General features: G+C 51.6%; 23 protein-coding genes. 9 read left to right on the top strand and 14 right to left on the bottom strand.

The window, feature by feature from the left end; all coding sequences use genetic code 11:
• Window positions 1–53: 53 nt before the first annotated feature.
• From potI to FHD02_RS09195, 8 genes are all read right to left on the bottom strand, one after another.
• Window positions 54–899 (bottom strand): putrescine ABC transporter permease PotI, encoded by an 846-nt coding sequence (gene potI / locus FHD02_RS09230; protein WP_042309508.1) that lies wholly within the window; start codon window positions 897–899, stop codon window positions 54–56.
• Window positions 896–1,849 carry a putrescine ABC transporter permease PotH gene (gene potH / locus FHD02_RS09225; protein ID WP_079224836.1) on the bottom strand — a complete coding sequence of 318 codons (954 nt, stop codon included), beginning with the start codon at window positions 1,847–1,849 and terminating at the stop codon, window positions 896–898. The genes potI and potH overlap by 4 nt, the downstream gene beginning before the upstream one ends.
• 9 nt (window positions 1,850–1,858) lie before the next feature.
• Window positions 1,859–2,992, bottom strand: a complete 1,134-nt coding sequence (potG, locus tag FHD02_RS09220) for a putrescine ABC transporter ATP-binding subunit PotG (protein ID WP_042309512.1) — start codon at window positions 2,990–2,992, stop codon at window positions 1,859–1,861.
• Window positions 2,993–3,130: 138 nt separating this feature from the next.
• Window positions 3,131–4,243 (bottom strand): spermidine/putrescine ABC transporter substrate-binding protein PotF, encoded by a 1,113-nt coding sequence (gene potF / locus FHD02_RS09215; RefSeq protein ID WP_042309515.1) that lies wholly within the window; start codon window positions 4,241–4,243, stop codon window positions 3,131–3,133.
• 433 nt (window positions 4,244–4,676) lie between these two features.
• The gene (locus FHD02_RS09210; RefSeq protein ID WP_042309517.1) at window positions 4,677–5,153 is read right to left on the bottom strand and encodes a YbjN domain-containing protein; all 477 of its coding nucleotides are present in this window, start codon (window positions 5,151–5,153) and stop codon (window positions 4,677–4,679) included.
• A gap of 90 nt (window positions 5,154–5,243) precedes the next feature.
• Window positions 5,244–6,146 carry a 30S ribosomal protein S6--L-glutamate ligase gene (gene rimK, locus FHD02_RS09205; protein ID WP_038639233.1) on the bottom strand — a complete coding sequence of 301 codons (903 nt, stop codon included), beginning with the start codon at window positions 6,144–6,146 and terminating at the stop codon, window positions 5,244–5,246.
• A gap of 57 nt (window positions 6,147–6,203) precedes the next feature.
• Complete coding sequence (gene nfsA, locus FHD02_RS09200; protein ID WP_069323237.1) at window positions 6,204–6,926, bottom strand: nitroreductase NfsA; 723 nt, start codon at window positions 6,924–6,926, stop codon at window positions 6,204–6,206.
• On the bottom strand, window positions 6,910–7,200 hold the full coding sequence (locus FHD02_RS09195) for a YbjC family protein (protein WP_137361314.1): 291 nt from the start codon (window positions 7,198–7,200) through the stop codon (window positions 6,910–6,912). The genes nfsA and FHD02_RS09195 overlap by 17 nt, the downstream gene beginning before the upstream one ends.
• A gap of 173 nt (window positions 7,201–7,373) precedes the next feature.
• Here FHD02_RS09195 and FHD02_RS09190 point away from each other — a divergent pair, with 173 nt between their 5' ends.
• Window positions 7,374–7,637, top strand: coding sequence for a GrxA family glutaredoxin (locus tag FHD02_RS09190; RefSeq protein ID WP_016152408.1), 264 nt, complete (start codon window positions 7,374–7,376; stop codon window positions 7,635–7,637).
• 34 nt (window positions 7,638–7,671) lie between these two features.
• On the opposite strand, the gene FHD02_RS09185 is transcribed toward FHD02_RS09190, so the two are convergent.
• On the bottom strand, window positions 7,672–8,052 hold the full coding sequence (locus tag FHD02_RS09185) for an inner membrane protein YbjM (protein WP_137366272.1): 381 nt from the start codon (window positions 8,050–8,052) through the stop codon (window positions 7,672–7,674).
• Between the two features lie 269 nt (window positions 8,053–8,321).
• Here FHD02_RS09185 and FHD02_RS09180 point away from each other — a divergent pair, with 269 nt between their 5' ends.
• Together FHD02_RS09180 and FHD02_RS09175 are read left to right on the top strand one after the other, a co-directional pair.
• Window positions 8,322–10,007, top strand: a complete 1,686-nt coding sequence (locus FHD02_RS09180; protein ID WP_042309524.1) for an aspartate:alanine antiporter — start codon at window positions 8,322–8,324, stop codon at window positions 10,005–10,007.
• Between the two features lie 269 nt (window positions 10,008–10,276).
• On the top strand, window positions 10,277–11,074 hold the full coding sequence (locus FHD02_RS09175) for an SDR family NAD(P)-dependent oxidoreductase (protein WP_137361316.1): 798 nt from the start codon (window positions 10,277–10,279) through the stop codon (window positions 11,072–11,074).
• Between the two features lie 12 nt (window positions 11,075–11,086).
• Here the strand turns inward: FHD02_RS09175 and FHD02_RS09170 are convergent, their stop codons facing one another.
• The gene (locus FHD02_RS09170) at window positions 11,087–12,001 is read right to left on the bottom strand and encodes a DMT family transporter (RefSeq protein ID WP_220393821.1); all 915 of its coding nucleotides are present in this window, start codon (window positions 11,999–12,001) and stop codon (window positions 11,087–11,089) included.
• 102 nt (window positions 12,002–12,103) lie between these two features.
• On the opposite strand from FHD02_RS09170, the gene FHD02_RS09165 reads away from it, so the two are divergent.
• A complete protein-coding gene (locus tag FHD02_RS09165; RefSeq protein ID WP_220393820.1) occupies window positions 12,104–13,018 on the top strand; it encodes a LysR family transcriptional regulator in 915 nt (304 codons plus the stop codon).
• A 5-nt stretch (window positions 13,019–13,023) separates the two neighbouring features.
• Here the strand turns inward: FHD02_RS09165 and FHD02_RS09160 are convergent, their stop codons facing one another.
• Window positions 13,024–13,572, bottom strand: coding sequence for a TetR/AcrR family transcriptional regulator (locus FHD02_RS09160; RefSeq protein WP_137371011.1), 549 nt, complete (start codon window positions 13,570–13,572; stop codon window positions 13,024–13,026).
• 85 nt (window positions 13,573–13,657) lie between these two features.
• On the opposite strand from FHD02_RS09160, the gene FHD02_RS09155 reads away from it, so the two are divergent.
• From FHD02_RS09155 to FHD02_RS09145, 3 genes are all read left to right on the top strand, one after another.
• On the top strand, window positions 13,658–14,866 hold the full coding sequence (locus FHD02_RS09155) for an MFS transporter (RefSeq protein WP_137366233.1): 1,209 nt from the start codon (window positions 13,658–13,660) through the stop codon (window positions 14,864–14,866).
• On the top strand, window positions 14,866–15,681 hold the full coding sequence (locus FHD02_RS09150; RefSeq protein WP_137361321.1) for a Cof-type HAD-IIB family hydrolase: 816 nt from the start codon (window positions 14,866–14,868) through the stop codon (window positions 15,679–15,681). The genes FHD02_RS09155 and FHD02_RS09150 overlap by 1 nt, the downstream gene beginning before the upstream one ends.
• Window positions 15,682–15,789: 108 nt before the next feature.
• Window positions 15,790–16,071 carry a hypothetical protein gene (locus FHD02_RS09145; RefSeq protein WP_137361322.1) on the top strand — a complete coding sequence of 94 codons (282 nt, stop codon included), beginning with the start codon at window positions 15,790–15,792 and terminating at the stop codon, window positions 16,069–16,071.
• A gap of 27 nt (window positions 16,072–16,098) precedes the next feature.
• On the opposite strand, the gene FHD02_RS09140 is transcribed toward FHD02_RS09145, so the two are convergent.
• Window positions 16,099–17,331 carry an MFS transporter gene (locus tag FHD02_RS09140; protein WP_137361323.1) on the bottom strand — a complete coding sequence of 411 codons (1,233 nt, stop codon included), beginning with the start codon at window positions 17,329–17,331 and terminating at the stop codon, window positions 16,099–16,101.
• 296 nt (window positions 17,332–17,627) lie between these two features.
• Here FHD02_RS09140 and ybjG point away from each other — a divergent pair, with 296 nt between their 5' ends.
• Both ybjG and deoR read left to right on the top strand, forming a co-directional pair.
• On the top strand, window positions 17,628–18,236 hold the full coding sequence (gene ybjG / locus FHD02_RS09135; RefSeq protein ID WP_042309539.1) for an undecaprenyl-diphosphate phosphatase: 609 nt from the start codon (window positions 17,628–17,630) through the stop codon (window positions 18,234–18,236).
• 63 nt (window positions 18,237–18,299) lie between these two features.
• Window positions 18,300–19,058, top strand: a complete 759-nt coding sequence (deoR, locus tag FHD02_RS09130; RefSeq protein ID WP_042309541.1) for a DNA-binding transcriptional repressor DeoR — start codon at window positions 18,300–18,302, stop codon at window positions 19,056–19,058.
• Window positions 19,059–19,106: 48 nt separating this feature from the next.
• Here deoR and dacC read toward each other — a convergent pair whose 3' ends face one another.
• Entirely contained in the window at window positions 19,107–20,309 is a 1,203-nt protein-coding gene (gene dacC / locus FHD02_RS09125) for a serine-type D-Ala-D-Ala carboxypeptidase (protein ID WP_032940149.1), read from the bottom strand.
• A gap of 180 nt (window positions 20,310–20,489) precedes the next feature.
• A partial coding sequence (locus FHD02_RS09120) for a hypothetical protein (RefSeq protein WP_220393819.1) occupies window positions 20,490–20,696 on the bottom strand: 207 nt, incomplete at its 5' end.

Raw genomic sequence — 20,696 nt, 5'->3', positions numbered from 1 at the left:
GGCGCAACCACCACAGCTGCGCCGTATAGACAGGTTGGCAGATTTTAGTTTTTTCAGCCGCGTCTTGCACGTTGGATATCGCGAATCCGTTGTTTTTCTGTTCGCGCCATCAGATACCACGCGATAAATCCGATAATTCCTACCACGCCAAGAATCAGCGTCGCCAGCGCGTTGATCTCCGGGTTAACCCCCATACGTACGCTGGAGAACACCAGCATCGGTAATGTTGTGGCACCAGGACCAGAGACAAAGCTGGCGATAACCAGATCATCAAGCGACAACGTGAAGGCCAGTAACCAGCCGGAGATCACCGCAGGCATAATCATCGGCAGCGTGATAACGAAAAAGACCTTCAGCGGCGTAGCGCCAAGATCCATCGCCGCTTCCTCAATGGAGTGATCCAGTTCGCGCAACCGTGAGGAAATCACCACCGCCACGTACGCCGTACAGAAGGTGACGTGCGCCAGCCAGATGGTCAACATACCGCGATCCGCAGGCCAGCCGATGGCGTGCGCCAGAGCTACAAACAGCAGCAGCAGCGACAAACCGGTAATGACATCCGGCATAACCAGCGGTGCGGTAATCATAAAAGCAAACCCATTCGATCCGCGAAAACGGCCAAAACGCACCATTACCACGGCGGCTATAGTGCCGAGGATTACCGCCATCGTCGCCGCACCCGCGGCAATCGTTAAACTCATGCCGACGGCGCTTATCATCGCGGTATCGTGGAAAAGCTCACCATACCAACGCGTTGACCACCCCGCCCAGACCGTAACCAGCTTCGAGCTGTTAAACGAATAGATAACCAGCATCAGCATCGGGGCATACAGGAAGGTAAAGCCCAGTACCAGAATAAAAATACGCCACGGCGAGCGAACGACCGGTAAGTTATTCATCCGTGTTCCCCCATGCTTTTTTGCTGATATTTGTGGAACCACATGATTGGCACAATCAGTAACAGCAGCATAATAATGGCAACGGCAGACGCCACCGGCCAGTCGCGGTTATTGAAAAATTCCTGCCACAGCACGCGACCAATCATGATGCTATCCGGGCCGCCCAGCAGTTCCGGAATGACAAACTCACCCACAGCCGGGATAAACACCAACATCGATCCGGCGATAATCCCGCCTTTGGTCAATGGCACAATCACGCTAAAGAAGGTTTTCAACGGTCGGGCACCCAAATCCAGCGCCGCCTCTACCAGCGAATAATCAATACGCGTCAACGCGGTGTAAATCGGCAGCACCATAAAGGGTAAATAGGCGTAAACAATCCCGATATAGACCGCCAGATTGGTGTGCAGAATCGTCAATGGTTGATCGATAACGCCCAGCCACATCAGAAAGTTATTCAGTACACCGTTATTTTTCAGGATCCCCATCCAGGCGTACACGCGAATCAAAAACGACGTCCAGGACGGCAGGATCACCAGCAACAACAGAATATTGCGTGTCGAGGGTTTACTGTGTGCGACGGCCCACGCCAGCGGATATCCCAACAGCAGACAACAGATCGTCGAAATCCCCGCCACCTGCAAAGATTGCAGGTAGGCATCAAAATAGAGCGGATCGTCTGTTAACTGCAGGAAGTTGGCTAAGTTGAGCGTGATGGATAGCTGATCGTCAGCCCATGAAACGAGGTCGGTATAGGGTGGAATAGCGCGCGCCATTTCAGCCAAACTGATTTTGAAGACGATCAGAAAAGGCAGAAGAAACAGGAGCAGCAGCCACACATACGGCAGCGCAATCACCAGCTTGCGCCCGTGTTTCATTTGCAGCCGCGACATAAGCAGCGTGAATCGCCCTGCTTTATCCACGTGCGCCGGAGGTTCAAGTGTACTCATCTTCGCTCCTTAAACCGTCAACACCACACAACTGTCAGCATCCCAGCACAAACGGACCTCGTCACCCCAGGTTGGTAATCCCTTGCGATAACGATGTTCATTTTGTAGCTGAGCACTCAGCATCTGGCCGCTTTTCAAACGTACGTGATATACCGACAAATCGCCCAGATAGGCAATGTGCACCACTTCGCCTACCGCGAAGTTATAACCATCTGGCGGAGGAGCCTCACAGAGCATGATTTTTTCCGGGCGCAGCGCAACATACACCGGGACGTTATCGACAATAGATGCATCTGCATCTACTTTCAGCGGATGTACCAGTCCAGGAGACTCAATAATCAGACCCTCTTCCTGGCGTTCTTTAAGTAGTCCCTCAAAAACGTTAACCGAACCGATAAACTCGGCGCTATAGCGCGTAGTCGGATGCTCGTAGATCTCTTCCGGTTCGCCAATCTGCACAAATTTGCCACGGTTCATGATCGCAATGCGCCCTGCCATCGTCATGGCTTCTTCCTGATCGTGCGTTACCATCACGCAGGTCACGCCGACGCGTTCAAGGATATCCGCCACTTCCAGTTGCATGCGGTCACGCAGCTTTTTGTCCAGCGCCCCCATGGGTTCATCCAGCAGCAGTAACTTCGGCCGTTTCGCCAGGCTACGCGCCAGGGCCACACGCTGACGCTGACCGCCAGAAAGCTGGTGCGGTTTGCGTTTGGCGAACTCCTGCATATGCACCAGGCCCAGCATCTCATTCACCCGGCTGGCGATTTCAGCCTTTGGCAGCTTGTCCTGCTTGAGGCCAAAGGCAATGTTCTGCTCAACCGTCATGTGCGGAAACAGGGCATAGGATTGAAACATCATATTGATCGGACGCAGATAAGGCGGGACGTGCGCTAAATCGACGCCATCAAGCATAATTTGCCCGGTTGTCGGCTGTTCAAATCCCGCTAACATGCGCAGCAGAGTCGATTTGCCACAGCCGGATGCGCCGAGCAGGGCAAATATTTCACCTTTGTAGATAGTAAGGTTGACGTCATCGACGGCGTGTTGGCCGTCAAACGACTTGGTCAGGTTGCGAATTTCAAGCAGCGGGGTCAGCGCCTTGCGGATTTTCGCGTGTGGGCGTGGGGTTGCATCATTCACTCAGGTGCTCTCCGGCATAAAACAAAGAAACGGTGCAAATAACGCACCACGGTGGTGCGTATTGCCGGGTTAGGTGTGTTTAGGATCAACACTGCCCGGCAGGCATCAATCCTGCCGGGTCATGTCCCAAACATCAGGTTATTTTCCGCTTTTTACCTTCGTCCACGCTCGGGTACGGACACGGTCGATCTTCGGATCCTGTACTTTCAGCGTGAACAGCTTGGCGCGCACATCCGCAGGCGGGTAGATGCCAGGGTTATCACGAACTTCCTGACTGACCAGAGCCGTCGCTTCTTTGTTGGCATTGGCATAGAACACGTGGTCGGAAATATGCGCAATCACATCAGGACGCAGCAGGTAGTTGAGGAACTGATAGGCTTCGTCTTTGTTTTTGGCATCGGCTGGCATCGCGAATACGTCAAAGAACGCCATTGCCCCTTCTTTAGGAATTGAGAAAGAGATATTGACGCCATTTTTCGCTTCTTTTGCACGGTTCGCCGCCTGCCATACGTCCCCCGCCCAGCCAATCGCTACGCAGGTATCACCGTTTGCCAGGTCGTTAATATATTGCGAAGAGTGGAAGTAGCGAATATTCGGACGCAGTTTCAACAGCAGGTCGGTCGCCGGTCCGGTGTAATCATCTGCTTTGGTACTGTTTGGATCTTTACCCAAATAGTTCAGTACGGTTGCAAACACCTCTTCAGGCGCATCAAGGAAAGAGACACCGCAACTTTTGAGTTTTTCCAGGTTTTCCGGTTTGAGGATCAAATCCCAGCTATCAACCGGCGCATCTGGCCCCAGTACCGCTTTCACTTTGTCCACGTTATAGCCAATACCGGTCGTTGCCCACATATACGGCATCGCAAACTTGTTATCCGGATCGTGTTTACCCACCAGCTTCAGCAGTTCGGGATCGAGGTTTTTCCAGCCCGGTAATTTGCTCTTATCCAGCGGCTGGAAGACGCCTGCGGTTAGTTGACGTTCAAGGAAACTGGCGGAAGGAACAACCAGGTCAAAACCGGTGCTGCCCGCCATGAGCTTACCTTCCAGTACTTCATTGGAATCAAATACGTCATAGATAACTTTAATTCCGGTCTCTTTTTCAAAGTTAGCCACCGTATCCGGAGCAATATAATCAGACCAGTTATAAATATGCAGCGTTTTTTGTTCAGCAGCGAGCGTGCCGGCAGAGATGGACATCAGAGCACCCACAACCAGGCCTGATAACCATTTTTTATTTAAGGCGGTCATAATCTCTTTCCTTCTGAAAGTTCGTTAACAAACGAACAAAAATGTCACACTCTAATGATATGCAAGAAACGTGCATATTCTTTCATGCGGCATCAATGAAAAGAGAGACCTCTCCCGATGCCGCTATCGCCCGCAGATATCCGCCCACTCATTCACCACGTATTGTAGCCGCAGCTCAGGTCATACGGGGCAGTTAGAAAATTAACGTCTATATGCTTCGCAAGAATAACTTTAGCCAGGTTTTGTGGATATAGCCCAGATTAAAAAACGTCTTTTATCAATTTTTTATGCAGGAATTGTCTATGACATAAAGCAGAAGGAGCAGAATGGAAGTGAATAATTCTTTAATAAAAGGTTAAACACAGAATAAAAACAGGCCGTACGCAACCGCTCTGGTAGCGGCTGCGCAAAATGCGTCCAGATTCAGGGGGAATTAATGGAGGAAATGGACTTCAGCGTTGCTGTTTTGCGTATCTTCTTCAGCATTAAATAACAGCTGATGCGCCCCAGCTTCGAGGATCACCATCGATATCTGCTCTTCGCTCTGGCGAACAAAACATTCAAACTGCTCAAACGTTACGCCCGGCGTAACGGATAAAGACTGGCAAACCACCAGCTTTGGCAGATTATCATCCTGCATATCCAGAAATGCTTTTACCGTCAGTGAACTGGCATTAATCGCGGACAAATCGGCGGCCAGTGGCAACAGTGCGGAAGGTCTGACTTCCGCCATCGCAGAAAACAGGATGACGTTATCCACCAAATCAACTTTTGCATCAAAGATGCCGTCAAAGTTCTGCATATGAGGTAAATGCAGCGCCTGACAGGTATCGCATTCAAAAAAACTCATGCCCAGGTCGTCGAGCCATTGACGCAACGTATCCAGAGTGGGAACGACCAGTGATGTCATAATAATGTGCGACCTCTATTGATGAAAAAAATACCGGCACAGCTTACGCAAAAAGAGCGTGTCATACCACGATCGCAATCGATATTGTGTTTAGCCGCCGATTTTAAGACAAAATTCAGGCGTAGCATGGCGCTCGATCCACTGGATCATCTTGCCGGCAATGTCTATCCCGGTGGTTTTCTCGACCCCTTCCAGACCCGGAGAAGCGTTAACTTCCATGACCAACGGCCCACGTTCTGCACGCAGAATATCAACACCAGCAACATCCAGCCCCATGGTCTGAGCGGCTTTGAGCGCAATTTTTCTTTCGCGCGGCGTGATATTCGCAATCGTAGCAACCCCGCCGCGATGGAGATTAGAACGAAAATCGCCCTCTTTCGCACGGCGTTCAATGGCAGCCACCACCTCGTCACCCACCACGAAACAGCGAATATCCCGCCCTTGCGCTTCTTTGATATATTCCTGAACCAGAATATGAGCATTCAGCCCACGAAACGCATCCACGACACTTTCCGCGGCCTGCCGTGTTTCCGCCAGCACCACGCCGATCCCCTGTGTGCCTTCAACCAGTTTCACCACCAGCGGCGCGCCGCCAACCATATCAATCATGTCGCTGGTATCGTCCGGGGAGTGAGCAATCCCGGTGATGGGTAAATCAATCCCCTGACGCGCCAGCAACTGCAGCGAACGCAGCTTATCGCGCGCGCGCGTAATCGCTACCGATTCATTTAACGGATAGCTACCCAACATTTCAAACTGACGCAGCGCCGCCGTACCATAAAAGGTAATCGCTGAACCAATCCGTGGGATCACCGCGTCAAAATGGGGAAGCTGGCGGCCCTTGTAATGAATAGATGACGCCGCCGGGCTGATGTTCATATAGCAAGAAAGCGGATCGATAATTTCAACCAGGTGACCGCGCTGCATCGCCGCTTCACGCAGGCGCTTACAAGAATAGAGCGTTCCGTCCCGGGACAAAATGGCAATTTTCACCCTGCACCTCTCAATGACCTGGTAAAAGCAGGCGTATCATACACTGGGTTGAAATCTTTAGCGCGTGGCCCATCCCTGTTTATGCAAATATTCCAGGATAAAGGGACGACTTTCTTTAATGATGGTTCGGCGAATGTGATCGCTCCAGGTGTCACGACGCGTATTGCTGCCGCGAGTCAGATAGTACTGCGCAAGCTGTTCGTCATACTGCGACAAAACGTCTGTATCGAGCGGCTGATACTGGTTTTCGTGCACAACCAGCGACGCAGGCAGGCGCGGCTTGATATCCGGGTTATCCGCAGGCCAGCCAAGGCACAAACCAAACAGCGGCAGAACATGCTGCGGCAGTTTCAATAATTCCGTGACCGACTCAATATTGTTACGCAACCCACCAATATACACACCGCCAAGTCCCAGCGATTCTGCCGCCGTCAGCGCATTTTGCGCCATCATCGCCGTATCAACCACACCCAGCAGCAGTTGTTCTGCCAGCCCCAACTGCGCGTCAGGGCAAATCTGCAAATGACGGTTAAAGTCAGCGCAAAACACCCAGAATTCAGCGGCCTGCGCCACATGCTTTTGACCGCCAGATAAGGTAGCCAGCGATTCACGCAGAGTTTTATCGGTTATCCGAACAATCGTTGTGCACTGTAAAAAACTGGAGCTTGAGGTGCCCTGAGCGGCGGCAATGATTGCCTCTCGCTGTGCGTCAGAAATAGCTTCATCGGTAAAATGGCGAATGGAACGGTGGCTGCGGATTAAATCAATGGTTGGCGTCATCTCTTTTTTCTCTGTCTGAACGGGAAGAATCGTCGGGAGCGCACGACAGGAGCTGCGGCGCCAGCAGTTGAGCAATGCGCCACATCAACATCACTGCGGCGGGTAACATCAGCAGTACGCCCAGAAATATCATCACCACGCAGGCTAACGGGCTGTTAAGCGGCGCGGGTAAGGTCAGGTAATCATTAAGCGACAGCAGCGCCAGCGATAACAAAACCATCCCCATTATTTCCAGCATCAATACGCTCTTGGGTAATACACCGATGGTGCGCATAAGTGACCTCCCGGCGAAATGGCTTTTATTATAAAACGTTCCGGCTCGTCGTGTTTAACAGTTATAGCTTGAGGATATCAAAGCAACAGGCCGAACCTGCTTTCCATCCGTCACAAATCGCGGCATCATAATAAGTATTCGCCATCCGGCCTGATAAGTTCGAGGAGAGAGAGATGTTTGCCGTTATTTTTGGTCGCCCAGGGTGCCCGTATTGCGTGCGCGCAAAAGAATTAGCAGAAAAATTAAGCAATGAGCATGACGATTTTAACTTCCGCTACATTGACATCCATGCCGAAGGTATTACGAAAGCCGATCTGGAAAAGACGGTAGGTAAGCCAGTAGAAACCGTTCCGCAGATTTTTGTTGATCAAAAACACATCGGCGGATGCACGGATTTTGAGGCGTGGGCAAAAGAAAATATGAATCTGTTCGCCTGATAGCAGTTTCTACGCCCTCCGCTGGAGGGCGTCATCAGTTCTTTTTCCGTCGTTGATGCTGATTGAATAAGCTACTGATAAACAAAAAACACAATGCGCCAAGCGCGCACCAAAACACCGCACTGAATAACCACGCCATCTCTTGCCACAATGAACGCGTCGGCATAAAAACGAACCGCATCAGTAACAGACAGCACGGTGCCGCCAACATTGCACCAAGAAGAGGTCTGAGCACCTCCCGCCGATGGGAGAAAAAGCTTGCTGCAGCACCAGGCAAGATAAAAAACAACAACCCGACCTCTGGATGCCCTGCCGCTCTGAATGCCCCTTTCACGTTTAGCGTTAATGAAAGACACACCACAATAAAGAGCACAAAGCAGCAGATCGCCCCCGCCCAACTTTGCTTATGTTTCAATCGTTCCTCCTGACACATTCTCTATCGAACACTCTTTTCGCCCGCAGGCGTCCAGTCAGATAAAGTAACTCGGCATTCCATGCCAAAAACACACCCACACGATTCTTATAGCCGTTGATACGTAATGAGATTAAACTATCCGCATATATTGTTATGCTGCATTAATCGGGGCTGTGTGCGGTGCTGTCGCCCCTTAATTTCTGGCAAAAACATTAGCGTAAATTGCCATTTCTTTCAATAGCTTACTAGTAAACAAGAAGTTAGCCTCAGTGAATATAAACGTCGCAGATTTGTTAAATGGGAATTACATCCTGTTATTATTTGTGGTCCTGGCTCTGGGCCTCTGCCTGGGTAAATTACGCCTGGGTTCAGTCCAACTCGGTAATTCCATTGGCGTTTTAGTGGTGTCCCTATTATTAGGTCAGCAGCACTTTAGTATTAACACCGACGCATTAAATCTCGGCTTTATGCTGTTTATTTTTTGTGTCGGTGTCGAAGCCGGCCCCAACTTTTTTTCGATTTTTTTTCGCGATGGGAAAAATTATCTAATGCTTGCTCTGGTGATGGTCGGTAGCGCAATGCTGATCGCCCTGGGGCTGGGTAAGCTATTTGGCTGGGACATCGGCCTGACGGCGGGTATGCTGGCCGGTTCGATGACCTCCACGCCGGTGCTGGTCGGCGCAGGCGATACCTTGCGCCATTCCGGAATGGCAGGCTCACAGCTTTCCACCGCCCTCGATAACCTGAGTCTGGGGTACGCCCTCACCTATTTGATTGGACTGGTCAGTCTGATTGTCGGTGCGCGCTACCTGCCAAAACTTCAACATCAGGACCTGCAAACCAGCGCCCAACAAATTGCGCGTGAGCGTGGTCTGGACACTGACGCCAACCGTAAGGTTTATCTGCCGGTGATCCGCGCGTACCGCGTGGGCCCGGAGCTGGTGGCATGGGCTGATGGTAAGAATCTGCGCGAACTGGGTATTTATCGTCAGACCGGCTGCTACATTGAACGCATCCGCCGCAACGGCATCCTGGCTAACCCGGACGGTGACGCAGTGCTGCAAATGGGCGACGAAATAGCCTTAGTAGGTTATCCAGACGCGCATGCCCGCCTCGATCCCAGTTTCCGTAACGGCAAAGAAGTGTTCGATCGCGATCTGCTCGATATGCGTATCGTCACTGAAGAGATTGTGGTGAAAAACCACAATGCCGTTGGCCGTCGCCTGGCCCAGTTGAAGCTGACCGACCACGGCTGTTTCCTCAACCGCGTGATCCGCAGCCAGATCGAAATGCCTATCGATGACAACGTCGTGCTCAATAAAGGTGACGTATTGCAGGTTAGCGGCGATGCCCGTCGCGTTAAAACGATCGCAGATCGTATCGGCTTCATTTCCATTCACAGTCAGGTGACCGATCTGCTGGCCTTCTGCGCCTTCTTTATCATTGGTCTGATGATTGGGATGATCACTTTCCAGTTCAGTAATTTCAGCTTCGGTATTGGGAATGCGGCTGGATTACTGTTCGCCGGGATTATGCTCGGCTTCCTGCGTGCCAACCATCCAACGTTTGGCTATATCCCGCAGGGCGCGCTGAACATGGTGAAAGAGTTTGGTCTGATGGTATTCATGGCAGGCGTCGGTTTGAGCGCAGGTAGCGGCATTGGCAATGGCCTTGGTGCCGTTGGTGGTCAAATGCTGATTGCCGGATTGGTTGTGAGCCTGGTTCCGGTTGTTATTTGTTTCTTGTTTGGCGCTTACGTATTGCGCATGAACCGCGCCCTGCTGTTTGGTGCCATGATGGGCGCGCGTACCTGCGCTCCGGCAATGGAAATCATCAGCGACACGGCCCGCAGCAACATCCCGGCATTAGGCTATGCTGGCACCTACGCCATTGCCAACGTTCTGCTGACATTGGCGGGGACACTCATCGTCATTGTCTGGCCAGGCCTTGGTTAGCACTGAAAATCACCCTTAAACGAAAATTTTTTGCAGTTCAGCAGAACTTTTCTTCAAGGTGTCAGTCATAACTATTGCCACTGCTTTTCTTTGATGTCCCCAATTTGTGGAGCCCATCAACCCCGCCGTTTTGGTTCAAGGTTGATGGGTTTTTTGTTGCCTGAAATTTGCTATCCCCCCCTTCTCCCCGTAATCCCTCCCCCAAATTTGCAGCACGCCGGTTATGGCACATACTTTTAATCGGTGCTTAAAGGTGACGGGAGTTTACTATGTTGCTTACTGGAAAGGTTGCGGTGATCTTCGGCGGCAGCGGCGCTATTGGTAGCACGGTTGCACAGGCGATGGCGCGCGAAGGTGCTCATGTATACCTGGGCGCGCGCTGTCAGGAAAAGCTTGATTGGGCGGCCAGTCGCCTGCGAATGGCGGGGGGTACCGTCGATACGTTTATCACCGATGTGCTCGACGAGCACGACACCTCAACACAAGTTACCCGCCTGGTACAGCAAATCGGTGGAATTGATGTGGTGGTTAACGCGACCGGCTTTATGCATGAACAGGGCAAGCGCATCGACGCATTATCCCTCTCTGAGTTTATGAGTGGTATCACCCCTTTCCTTGCGGCTCAGTTCAATATCGCAAAAGCCGTAACGCCGCACATGGGCGGCAATCGAGCTGGCGTCATTCTCACCATCGTTGCTCCCGCAGCCCCGATGGCGATGCCTGGGCATCTCGGCCACATCGTCGGTTGTGCAGGAACAGAAGCGTTTATTAAAGCGCTTGCCAGCGAGACGGGCCCCATAAACATTCGTGTCGTCGGCGTGCGCTCGCATGCGATTATGGATGCGGTAGCGGCCGGTTCCTATACCGGGGAGATTTTCACCGCGAAAGCGCAGTCAATGGGTTTAACCGTCGAACAATGGTTAGGCGGTGCGGCACAAGGCACCATGCTCGGACGTCTGCCTACGCTGGCACAAATCGCTGAGGTTACGACCTTTCTGGCTTCAGACCATGCCGGAGCAATGACCGCCACGGTGGTAAATATTACCGGGGGCGCAACCGTAAGCTAATTTACCCGCTTTTCACGCCGTGCGCTGCTGCGAGCCTTTTTTTGCACTCGGGCGGGAACACAATGCTATACCGCACATAATAACCAACACGCTCACCAGATGATATGAATGCAGGGTGACGTGCAAAAACATAACGCTAAATAATCCGCCACTCAGTGGGATCAAGTGTGAATAGATCTCTCCGCGGGTTGCGCCAATAGCGCTAATCCCTTTGTTCCATAACAGATATGACAGCCAGGAAGGAAAAATGACAAGGTATGCCAGCCCAGTAATAACGCCTGTATTGGCATAGCTATCCCAGCCCGGCATACCATTGCGCATCAGCTCCACAGCCAGTACCGGAATAAGCACCATCGCACCGAGCAGCGCGCTCACGGCGACAAAGGCGTTTCCCTTCACCTCACGCGGTTTAATGCGCAAAAAGGCACAATAGACGGCCCAACTTAACGCCGACCCCATGGTCCAGACATCGCCCCGATTCAGATGTGCAAATACCCGCGTATGTATCATATCGCCCTGCGAAACCAGCCAGATAACACCAACGGTACTCAGGATCACACCTGCTATATTTCGCGCAGAAATCCGCTCTTTAAAAAAGAACTTATTGATTAACAGAACGAGCGCCGGGGTGGTGGACATATAAATCGCGGCATTGAGCGAGGTTGTATATTGCAGGCCGATATACAGCGTTAAGGGGAAAAGAACCTGACCACAAAGTGCGAGGAAGACGATGGTACCCAAGGATGTTTTCATCACCGGCCATTGCTCTGCGACCTGACGAAAATAGAGCGCCATCAATAATAACGCGGTAAATATCCAGCGTGCCGCTGATAAAACAATGGGATTAACTTCAGCGACCAACAGGTGACCAACCACATAATTCCCACCCCAAAAACAGGCAGCCAGACTGAGTAAAAGATAGGGCATATTTGCGCCTTATTGCCAGTTGTACGGTATGACCACAAGGCTACGGCGGCGTGAGAATGAATGCTAATATAACGTTTTTATCCATCTGCATAGATTAAAACTATGAAATTTACGCTAAGACAACTTGAGTTTTACATCGCACTTGCAGAAACATTACAAATTTCCAAAGCTGCTGCGCGCTGTCATATTTCTCAGTCATCAATGACTATTGCCATGCGGAATCTGGAAGATGCATTAGACGTGCAGCTATTTGTACGTTACCCCAAAGGGGTGAAGCTCACCGCCGAGGGCGAGCGCTTTCTGGCGCATGCCTGCAACATCATCAACAGTAGCCACTCGGCTGTTGACGACCTGCATGACAGGAGTGAAATTCTTACCGGCACGGTGCGCATAGGCATTGCCGAAACGCTCTCTGCTTATCTTATCCCGGATATACTCAACGATATTGAACGACGTTTTCCTTTGCTGGAGATCGTGTTTTATGAAGCTACAGCACCGGAACTGGTACAGGCGCTACGGGAACACGAGGTCGATTTTTGTCTGCTTCTTACCTCAAACATCAGCCATGATAACGACCTGGAGATCGAAACATTTATTCGTTCACAGCGCCGCCTGTGGACGTCTATTGGGCATCCGCTACAGAGCAAGTCTTCAATCCGTTTAATAGACGTCGAGAAGCTACCATTTTTACTGCTGGAAACCGATAAGTACCCTGACGTAATCATCGATTACTGGCAGCAGCGTGGCTATACGCCCAATATCAGTTTTCGCAGCAACTCTTTTGAAGCAATAAGAAGCCTGGTTGCAAAAGGCAGAGGAATAACTATTTTATCCGACCTGGTGTATCGCCCGTGGTCACTGGATGGTCTGCGCGTCATGCACAGAACGATTGATGATTTTATTACTTATATGGATGTCGGGACGGTAAAAAAAGCCGCCCGGCCATTGACGCCAGAAGCGGTGAAAGTCGTTGATTTTTTACGTCAGGCCATTACCCGCCTCGACAAACCATTTTGATGATTTTATCTCTGCGGCAATCCGGCAATACGCTCCACCATCATCAGAATATCTTCCCGCGACAGCGGTTTTTTGTCGGTAACAAAATGCAGCGTCATTCCTTCGAGAAATGCATCCAGCGCCCGCGCAGTTACCGGTTCAAACCACTGTTCCAGCGTTTGTTGACTGCGTAACATCCAGTTTTGCATCACCGTTTTCAACGTCGGTTTGCGACTGGCGAAAGCATACAACTGGTACATGAGTTCCATATTATCGGGCGTTGTAACCTGGGAGCTGTAAATCATCTCGGTAATGGCATGGCAGGCTGCCTGCGCATCCGCAACGTCGGCAAAAAAAGCCTGATACTGCTGAGACATCGTGTCAGTAAAGCGCCCGAACGCCTCCATTAAAAGCTCATCTATTCCCGAAAAATAATAGGTCATTGAACCCAGCGGTACCCCGGCAATCATGGCGATTTTTCGGTGCGTAACCCCATGGACACCGTAGGCGATTACCGCCTCAAGGGTGGCCTGAACTATCTTTTCCCGCCGTAGCGGATCGTTCGCGCGTCGCACTGCATTTCCTCACCTTGCGTTTGTGTACAAATGTACACAGTCTTGCTAATGTTGTCTTCTTCCCTCTTTTCTTTGGCTCGAATTCATGACAGGCACCTCACCACGCAAAGCCTTAAGACGTCGCACCTGGGCGCTTTTCACGTTTTTCTTTTTACCCGGATTACTAATGGCTTCCTGGGCAACGCGTACTCCTGCCATCCGAGATATCCTCTCCATCTCCACCGCCGAAATGGGCGCGGTATTGTTTGGACTCTCTATTGGTTCGATGAGTGGCATTCTTTGTTCGGCCTGGCTGGTGAAACGATTTGGCACGCGTAAAGTGATCCGTACCACCATGTCCTGTGCCGTCCTCGGGATGGCTATCCTCAGCGCGGCGCTATGGTTGCATTCCGCATGGCTTTTCGCGTTTGGCCTGGGCGTGTTTGGCGCCAGCTTTGGCGCAGCGGAAGTCGCCATCAACGTCGAAGGCGCGGCAGTTGAGCGCGAAATGAACAAGACCGTGCTGCCGATGATGCATGGTTTTTACAGTCTGGGAACGCTGGCGGGAGCCGGGGTCGGGATGATGCTTACCGCCTTCAGCGTGCCTGCGACCGTACATATTTTATTGGCGGCAATGGTGGCAATCACTCCTGTCTTTATCGCCATCAAGGCCATTCCAGACGGCACGGGTAAGAATGCCTCTGACGGCGCTCACTCCAGCGAAAAAGGCGTGCCTTTCTATCGCGACATCCAGTTGCTGCTGATTGGCGTAGTGGTGCTGGCGATGGCGTTTGCTGAAGGTTCGGCCAACGACTGGCTGCCGCTGTTGATGGTGGATGGCCACGGATTTAGCCCGACATCAGGCTCGCTGATTTATGCTGGATTTACGCTGGGTATGACCGTGGGTCGATTCACCGGCGGCTGGTTTATCGACCGCTACAGCCGCGTCGCGGTGGTGCGTGCCAGCGCGCTGATGGGGGCGCTTGGCATCAGTCTGATTATTTTTGTCGATAGCACATGGGTAGCGGGTGTTTCCGTTATTCTGTGGGGGCTTGGTGCATCGCTCGGCTTCCCGCTGACCATTTCAGCAGCCAGCGACACCGGTCCCGATGCGCCAACCCGCGTCAGCGTTGTAGCGACCACCGGCTACCTGGCATTCCTGGTAGGGCCGCCGCTGCTGGGCTATCTGGGTGAACATTACGGCCTGCGCAGCGCTATGCTGGTGGTGCTGGCGCTGGTGCTTATCGCCGCCATTGTCGCGAAAGCGGTGGCGAAACCGGATCTCAAAAATACCCCTGTGATGGAGAACAGCTAATGAGCATCAAATTAATTGCGGTCGACATGGATGGCACATTTTTAAGCGACCAAAAAACCTATAACCGTGAGCGGTTTATGGCGCAATATTGTCAAATGAAAGAACAAGGGATCCGCTTTGTCGTCGCCAGCGGCAACCAGTATTACCAGCTCATCTCCTTTTTCCCTGAACTGGCCAATGAAATCTCATTTGTCGCTGAAAACGGCGGTTGGGTAGTCAGTGAAGGGAAAGATATTTTTAACGGTGAACTGGCAAAAGACGATTTCAAGGCCATCGTGGCTCATCTGTTGACCCGTACGGACATCGACATTATTGCCTGCGGTAAAAACAGCGCCTATACGCTCAAAAAATACAGCGATGAGCATAAATCCGTTTCCGCCATGTACTATCATCGTCTTGAATTTGTAGATAATTTTGACAATCTCAACGACGTTTTTTTCAAATTTGGACTGAATATTTCAGACGATCGTATCCCGCAGGTGCAGGCCGATCTCCATGAGGCAATTGGCGATATCATGGTACCGGTGCATACCGGCTACGGCAGCATCGATTTAATTATACCAGGTGTGCATAAGGCAAACGGTCTGCGCCTGCTGCAACAACGCTGGAATATTAGCGACGACGAGGTTGTTGTGTTTGGCGATGGCGGAAATGATATTGAGATGCTGCGTCAGGCGGGATTTAGTTTCGCAATGGCCAACGCTCACGAACCGGTTGTCCAGGCGGCAAAATATCGCGCGGGATCGAACAACGAAGAGGGTGTGCTGGATGTTATCGACCGCGTATTAAAAAACGAAGCGCCGTTTACGCATTAACGCCTCAGCACAGACGGCAACAAAATGATGATATGATCTATTCATAATCCGCCTCAAATTAACCCCACTGGATTATTACCTCCAGTGATTACTTCAGGCGAGCGGATCATGAAGAAAAGTGTACTGATGGCGACATTGTTGCTGGGTTTTGCGGGGACTTCATTTGCGCAAAGCGTTACCGTGGATGTACCAAGCGGTTATAAAGTGGTGGTCGTGCCCTCTTCCGTCAGCGTTCCGCAGGCGGTCAACGTGACGACCGCGCCACAAACAGTATATGTTGCTCCAACACCTGCCCCGGCACCTGTCTATCGCGCACATCCCTATGCGCGACATGTTGCCAGCGTAGGTGAAGGGATGGTTATCGAACATCAGATTGACGACCATCACTGAGTTTCGTCAGGCCCGGGCAACCGGGCTTTAGCCTTCCCGGGAATTCCCTACCCGTTTATCTTTCAGAAAGATAACCATCAATATCAGCCACAGTACGCCGCTTGCCAGATTAAACAGGCTGAACAAGCCGTTTCCTCCCAGCAGATAAGCGTGTTTACTCAGCTCAATACCGACGGTGAAAATCAGCATCTGCAACATGCCCATAGCGGCAGAAACCGTCCCCTTACTCATTTCACTGGCAAACAACGTCAGGCGGACCAGCCCCGCATTCGCCACGCCAATGCCAAACGCATAGACACTCAAACCCGCCGTCATCCACAAATACGCATGGGATGACACTACCGTGGCCGCCGCGGCAATCACCAGCCCGACGGCGATAGGCCAGCCACCCATGATAATCAGCGAACGCACGGTCTTGCGCGAAGTCAGGCGCGCCAGCACCAGATTACCGACAATCAGCGCCCCAAAAATCGGCACCTGCAACAGGCCATATTCGTAACTGCTGAGATGTTCACCGCTGATGATAATAATCGGCGACTGGGCAATCCACGCCAGTAACGGCAGGCTGACAAAACCCAACGCCAGCGCGCCCGCGACAAAACGTACGTTCCTGAGCACCAGCTTATAATCTTTGCCCAACTCTTTAATGGACAGCTTTTCACCCAGCCGGGTCGCCGTTTCCGGCATCGCGCGTTGCAGGCCAAAGAAGGAGATAGCTGCGAGAGCGGCAAACAGGATAAACATCCCTTCCCACGGCAGAACATGTACCCAGGCCGCGCCAACTAACGGTCCCAGCAGCGGCGCAATCAGCGCCACGTTTGCCATCAGCGCGGTTATTTTTATACACACTGCTTCCTCAAAGGATTCCTGAATAGCGGCGTAACCCACCGCGCCAATAAAGCACAGGCTTATCCCCTGCAAGAAACGCAGAAAAGTAAATTGCTCAATATTCTGTGCCAGCAGAGTCGCAAGGCAGGTCACAATGAACCAGAGTACGCCGGTTAACATTACAGGGCGACGACCAATACGATCCGACAGCGGCCCTAACAGCCACTGTAAAAACATGCCACCCGCCAGATAGGCAGTCATGGAAGTGGGTACCCAGTCTAATCCGGCCTGATATTGCTCCACCACGGCCAACATTCCAGGTTGGATCATATCGTTACCGATATAAGTAGAGAATTCGTAAAGCACCAGACAGAGAGGGAAAAGTAATGCCTGACGCCCCAACCGGGCGCCTGAAGATAAACGGTTTTGCATGCAGTCTCTTAGCAAATGAAAAAACGCGCAAAGTGTAATAAATGCGCCGTACCGGTGATAGTGAATTATGTGATTTGAAAGCAAAATGAGCACATTTTTACATTCATTTGCTCAAGAACATTTTGCTTTAAGGTTAATTTAAGTTGAGGCCGCTATCATGCTCATTAAGTCTCATTAATTGTCTTAAAAATAGTCATTTAGCAGACAAATAAGACAAGACCGCTTTTTATCCCGTAACAGCAATTTTATGCTCTCCCCCTATGGGCCTTTTAACGAGTACACTGAGTCTGGACGTTATGCTGGAAAATCTTAATAATTCGCTGTTTTACCTGATCAACGCAACGCCGGACTCTGCGCAATGGGCTATCTCGCTGGCCATATTTATTGCCAAAGATTTAATCAGCATTGTCCCGCTGTTAGCGGTTATTCTCTGGCTTTGGGGACCGCGCGCTCAGGTTACTCTCCAGCGCCAGTTGGTCATAAAAATGGCGATAGCGCTGGCAGTTGGCCTGACTATTTCATGGCTGATGGGGCATCTGTTCCCCCACGATCGTCCGTTCGTTAACCACATCGGGTACAACTTCCTCCACCATGCGGCGGATGACTCTTTCCCGAGCGATCACGGCACGGTTATCTTTACTTTTGCTCTGGCTTTCCTGTTCTGGCATCGCCTGTGGACTGGCGCGCTGCTGATGGTTGTCGCCGTAGCGATTGCCTGGTCGCGCGTATACCTTGGCGTACACTGGCCGCTGGATATGCTGGGCGGATTCCTGGCTGGGCTGATCGGCTGCCTGAGCGCCCAGATGATCTGGCAACGGTTCGGCGCGCCCCTGTACTTCGGCTTGCAGACCTGCTATCGCACCTGTTTCGCTCTGCCCATCCGTAAAGGCTGGGTGCGTGACTAACCCACGGTAAAAAGAGTAGTATTAGGCGCAATACGAGCACTTATTCTACTCTCCAGGGGAACTATGGAAACTCGACGCGACGAGCGTATTGGTCAGTTGCTACAGGCGCTGAAACGCAGCGATAAATTACACCTCAAAGAAGCCGCGACGCTGCTGGGCGTATCTGAGATGACCATTCGTCGCGACCTGAATAATAACAATGCGCCTGTCGTCTTGCTCGGGGGCTATATTGTTCTGGAGCCCCGCAGCGCCAACCACTATTTAATCAGCGATCAAAAATCCCGTCTGGTTGATGAAAAACGCCGTGCCGCCCAGCAGGCGGCGAGCCTCGTGCAGGCGCATCAGACCATCTTTTTCGACTGCGGCACGACGACGCCGTGGATTATTGAGGCTATCGACAATGAACTGCCTTTCACCGCAATCTGCTACTCGCTGAATACGTTTCTGGTATTGCAGGAAAAACCACAGTGTCGCGTCATTCTATGTGGCGGGGAATTTCATGCCAGTAACGCCATCTTCAAACCTCTCGATTTTCAGGAAACACTGAATAATCTGTGCCCGGATATCGCCTTTTATTCCGCGGCAGGCGTGCACATTGAGAAAGGCGCGACCTGCTTTAATCTGGAAGAATTAGCGGTGAAACACTGGGCAATGTCGATGGCGCAGCATCACGTTCTGGTGGTCGACCACAGCAAGTTTGGGAAGGTACGTCCTGCGAGGATGGGGGAATTAAAACGCTTTGATACCATCATCAGTGATAGCCGCCCCGACGATGAGTTTGTTGAATACGCCAAGGCGCAACGCATAAAGCTGTTGTATTAGGTGATACTGCCGGACAGCGATGTTAGCGCCATCCGGCAATCGTTTAGATTAAGAGAACCAGCCGCCAAACCACTGGTGGAACTTCATCATCACAAAATCCCACATCCGGCTAAAGAAACCACCTTCTTCCACTGCTTCCATCACCATCAACGGACGCTGCTCGATAGATTTACCGTTCAACTGGAAGTCGATAGTCCCCACAACCTGCCCCTTTTTCAGCGGCGCGGTTAACTGTGGCTCGGTTAGCGTAAAGCTAGCTTTCAGGTTCTTAAGCTGACCGCGCGGGATGGTTACCGAACCCGCTTCCCCAGCACCCAAATTGACTTCGCTCTTATCACCAAACCAGACGCGCTGAGTCACGAAGGTGGCATCCGGTTTAATCGGCGTAACGGTTTCAAAGAAGCGGAAACCCCAGGTCAGCAGCTTTTCGGATTCATTAAAACGAATGCGGTCGGTTTTCGCCCCCAGCACCACGGAGATCAGGCGCATATCGCCCTGGGTCGCGGAAGCGACGAGGTTATAACCCGCGCCCGCCGTGGTACCGGTTTTCATTCCGTCCACGTTCAGATTGGTGCTCCACAACAGACGGTTGCGGTTCGGCTGGCGAATTTTATTAAAGGTAAACTCTTTCTCTTTGTGGATAGCGTACTCTTCGGGCACATCGTGGATTAACGCCTTGCCGAGCAACGCCATATCACGCGCGGTACTGAACTGCCCTGCCGCATCCAGGCCATGCACCGTCTGGAACGTGGTATTGGTCAGTCCCAGTTTTTTCGCGTAACCGTTCATCAGACCGATGAAGGACTCCTGACTCCCGGCAACGTAATCAGCGAGTGCAATACAGGCATCATTACCAGACTGAATGATAACGCCTTTGTTCAGATCGGATACCGCAACCTGATCGCCAGGTTTGAGGAACATAACCGACGAACCGCGCAGGGCCGGATTACCGGTCGCCCAGGCATCTTTGCCCACGGTGACCATGTCGTTGAGGTTAATTTTTCCGGCCTTCAGCGCCTGACCGACCACATAGCTGGTCATGATTTTGGTCAGACTGGCAGGATCCAGTTTCTCATCAGCATTACCTTCCGCCAGCACCTTGCCGCTGGCGTAATCCATCAGGATCCATGCACGCGCGTCCACGCTCGGAGGAGCCGTGGGTTGCTCCGCCGCCTGTACGGTCGGTGCCAAAAGGATTAAGAGTGCAGAACCAGCAGCAAAGCTGCGAAGTGAAGAGAAGTATTGCGTCATAAATGCCACCCGAGTATCCATTCTAAAAAACCACGTCATACCACACCGTGTTTACACAAAACTGGCCAGACAACCTCGGCCAACCCATTGCAGAAAAAGTCTGATGGATGACGTGTAAAATAAGTGCGGTGAGTAATAACGCACTAACGAGCTTAAAGAAACCGTAAGTTGGTAAAGTTTTTAAAGTTTATGCAATAACGCAGCGCAGCGCTGCCCCTGGCACGATTTTTTTAGACGTTGTTGCGTAAATATTAGGTTTCCCCCACCATGTGAGCTAAATAGCTGCGCGGAATAGTAGATCACTGAAAGGGAACTCAGCCCGGATTGTGCGATCTGATCAATCGCCAAACCAACCAAAATCACCAACCGGACTGAGCGATGCCGATC

The organism is Citrobacter sp. EC_71, assembly GCF_019584005.1.
Classification (GTDB): domain Bacteria; phylum Pseudomonadota; class Gammaproteobacteria; order Enterobacterales; family Enterobacteriaceae; genus Citrobacter; species Citrobacter werkmanii.
The sequence above is the reverse complement of the archived record's forward strand: the minus strand, read 5'-3'. Positions and strand labels throughout refer to the sequence as shown.

Coding starts and splice junctions, on each gene's coding strand:
- FHD02_RS09170 (WP_220393821.1), bottom strand. CDS start 12,001: ATGCCCTATCTTTTACTCAGTCTGGCTGCCTGTTTTTGGGGTGGGAAT.
- nfsA (WP_069323237.1), bottom strand. CDS start 6,926: ATGACGCCAACCATTGATTTAATCCGCAGCCACCGTTCCATTCGCCAT.
- FHD02_RS09175 (WP_137361316.1), top strand. CDS start 10,277: ATGTTGCTTACTGGAAAGGTTGCGGTGATCTTCGGCGGCAGCGGCGCT.
- FHD02_RS09190 (WP_016152408.1), top strand. CDS start 7,374: ATGTTTGCCGTTATTTTTGGTCGCCCAGGGTGCCCGTATTGCGTGCGC.
- FHD02_RS09150 (WP_137361321.1), top strand. CDS start 14,866: ATGAGCATCAAATTAATTGCGGTCGACATGGATGGCACATTTTTAAGC.
- potI (WP_042309508.1), bottom strand. CDS start 899: ATGAATAACTTACCGGTCGTTCGCTCGCCGTGGCGTATTTTTATTCTG.
- FHD02_RS09155 (WP_137366233.1), top strand. CDS start 13,658: ATGACAGGCACCTCACCACGCAAAGCCTTAAGACGTCGCACCTGGGCG.
- FHD02_RS09195 (WP_137361314.1), bottom strand. CDS start 7,200: ATGCGCACCATCGGTGTATTACCCAAGAGCGTATTGATGCTGGAAATA.
- FHD02_RS09210 (WP_042309517.1), bottom strand. CDS start 5,153: ATGACATCACTGGTCGTTCCCACTCTGGATACGTTGCGTCAATGGCTC.
- deoR (WP_042309541.1), top strand. CDS start 18,300: ATGGAAACTCGACGCGACGAGCGTATTGGTCAGTTGCTACAGGCGCTG.
- potH (WP_079224836.1), bottom strand. CDS start 1,849: ATGAGTACACTTGAACCTCCGGCGCACGTGGATAAAGCAGGGCGATTC.
- dacC (WP_032940149.1), bottom strand. CDS start 20,309: ATGACGCAATACTTCTCTTCACTTCGCAGCTTTGCTGCTGGTTCTGCA.
- FHD02_RS09165 (WP_220393820.1), top strand. CDS start 12,104: ATGAAATTTACGCTAAGACAACTTGAGTTTTACATCGCACTTGCAGAA.
- potF (WP_042309515.1), bottom strand. CDS start 4,243: ATGACCGCCTTAAATAAAAAATGGTTATCAGGCCTGGTTGTGGGTGCT.
- FHD02_RS09140 (WP_137361323.1), bottom strand. CDS start 17,331: ATGCAAAACCGTTTATCTTCAGGCGCCCGGTTGGGGCGTCAGGCATTA.
- FHD02_RS09145 (WP_137361322.1), top strand. CDS start 15,790: ATGAAGAAAAGTGTACTGATGGCGACATTGTTGCTGGGTTTTGCGGGG.
- ybjG (WP_042309539.1), top strand. CDS start 17,628: ATGCTGGAAAATCTTAATAATTCGCTGTTTTACCTGATCAACGCAACG.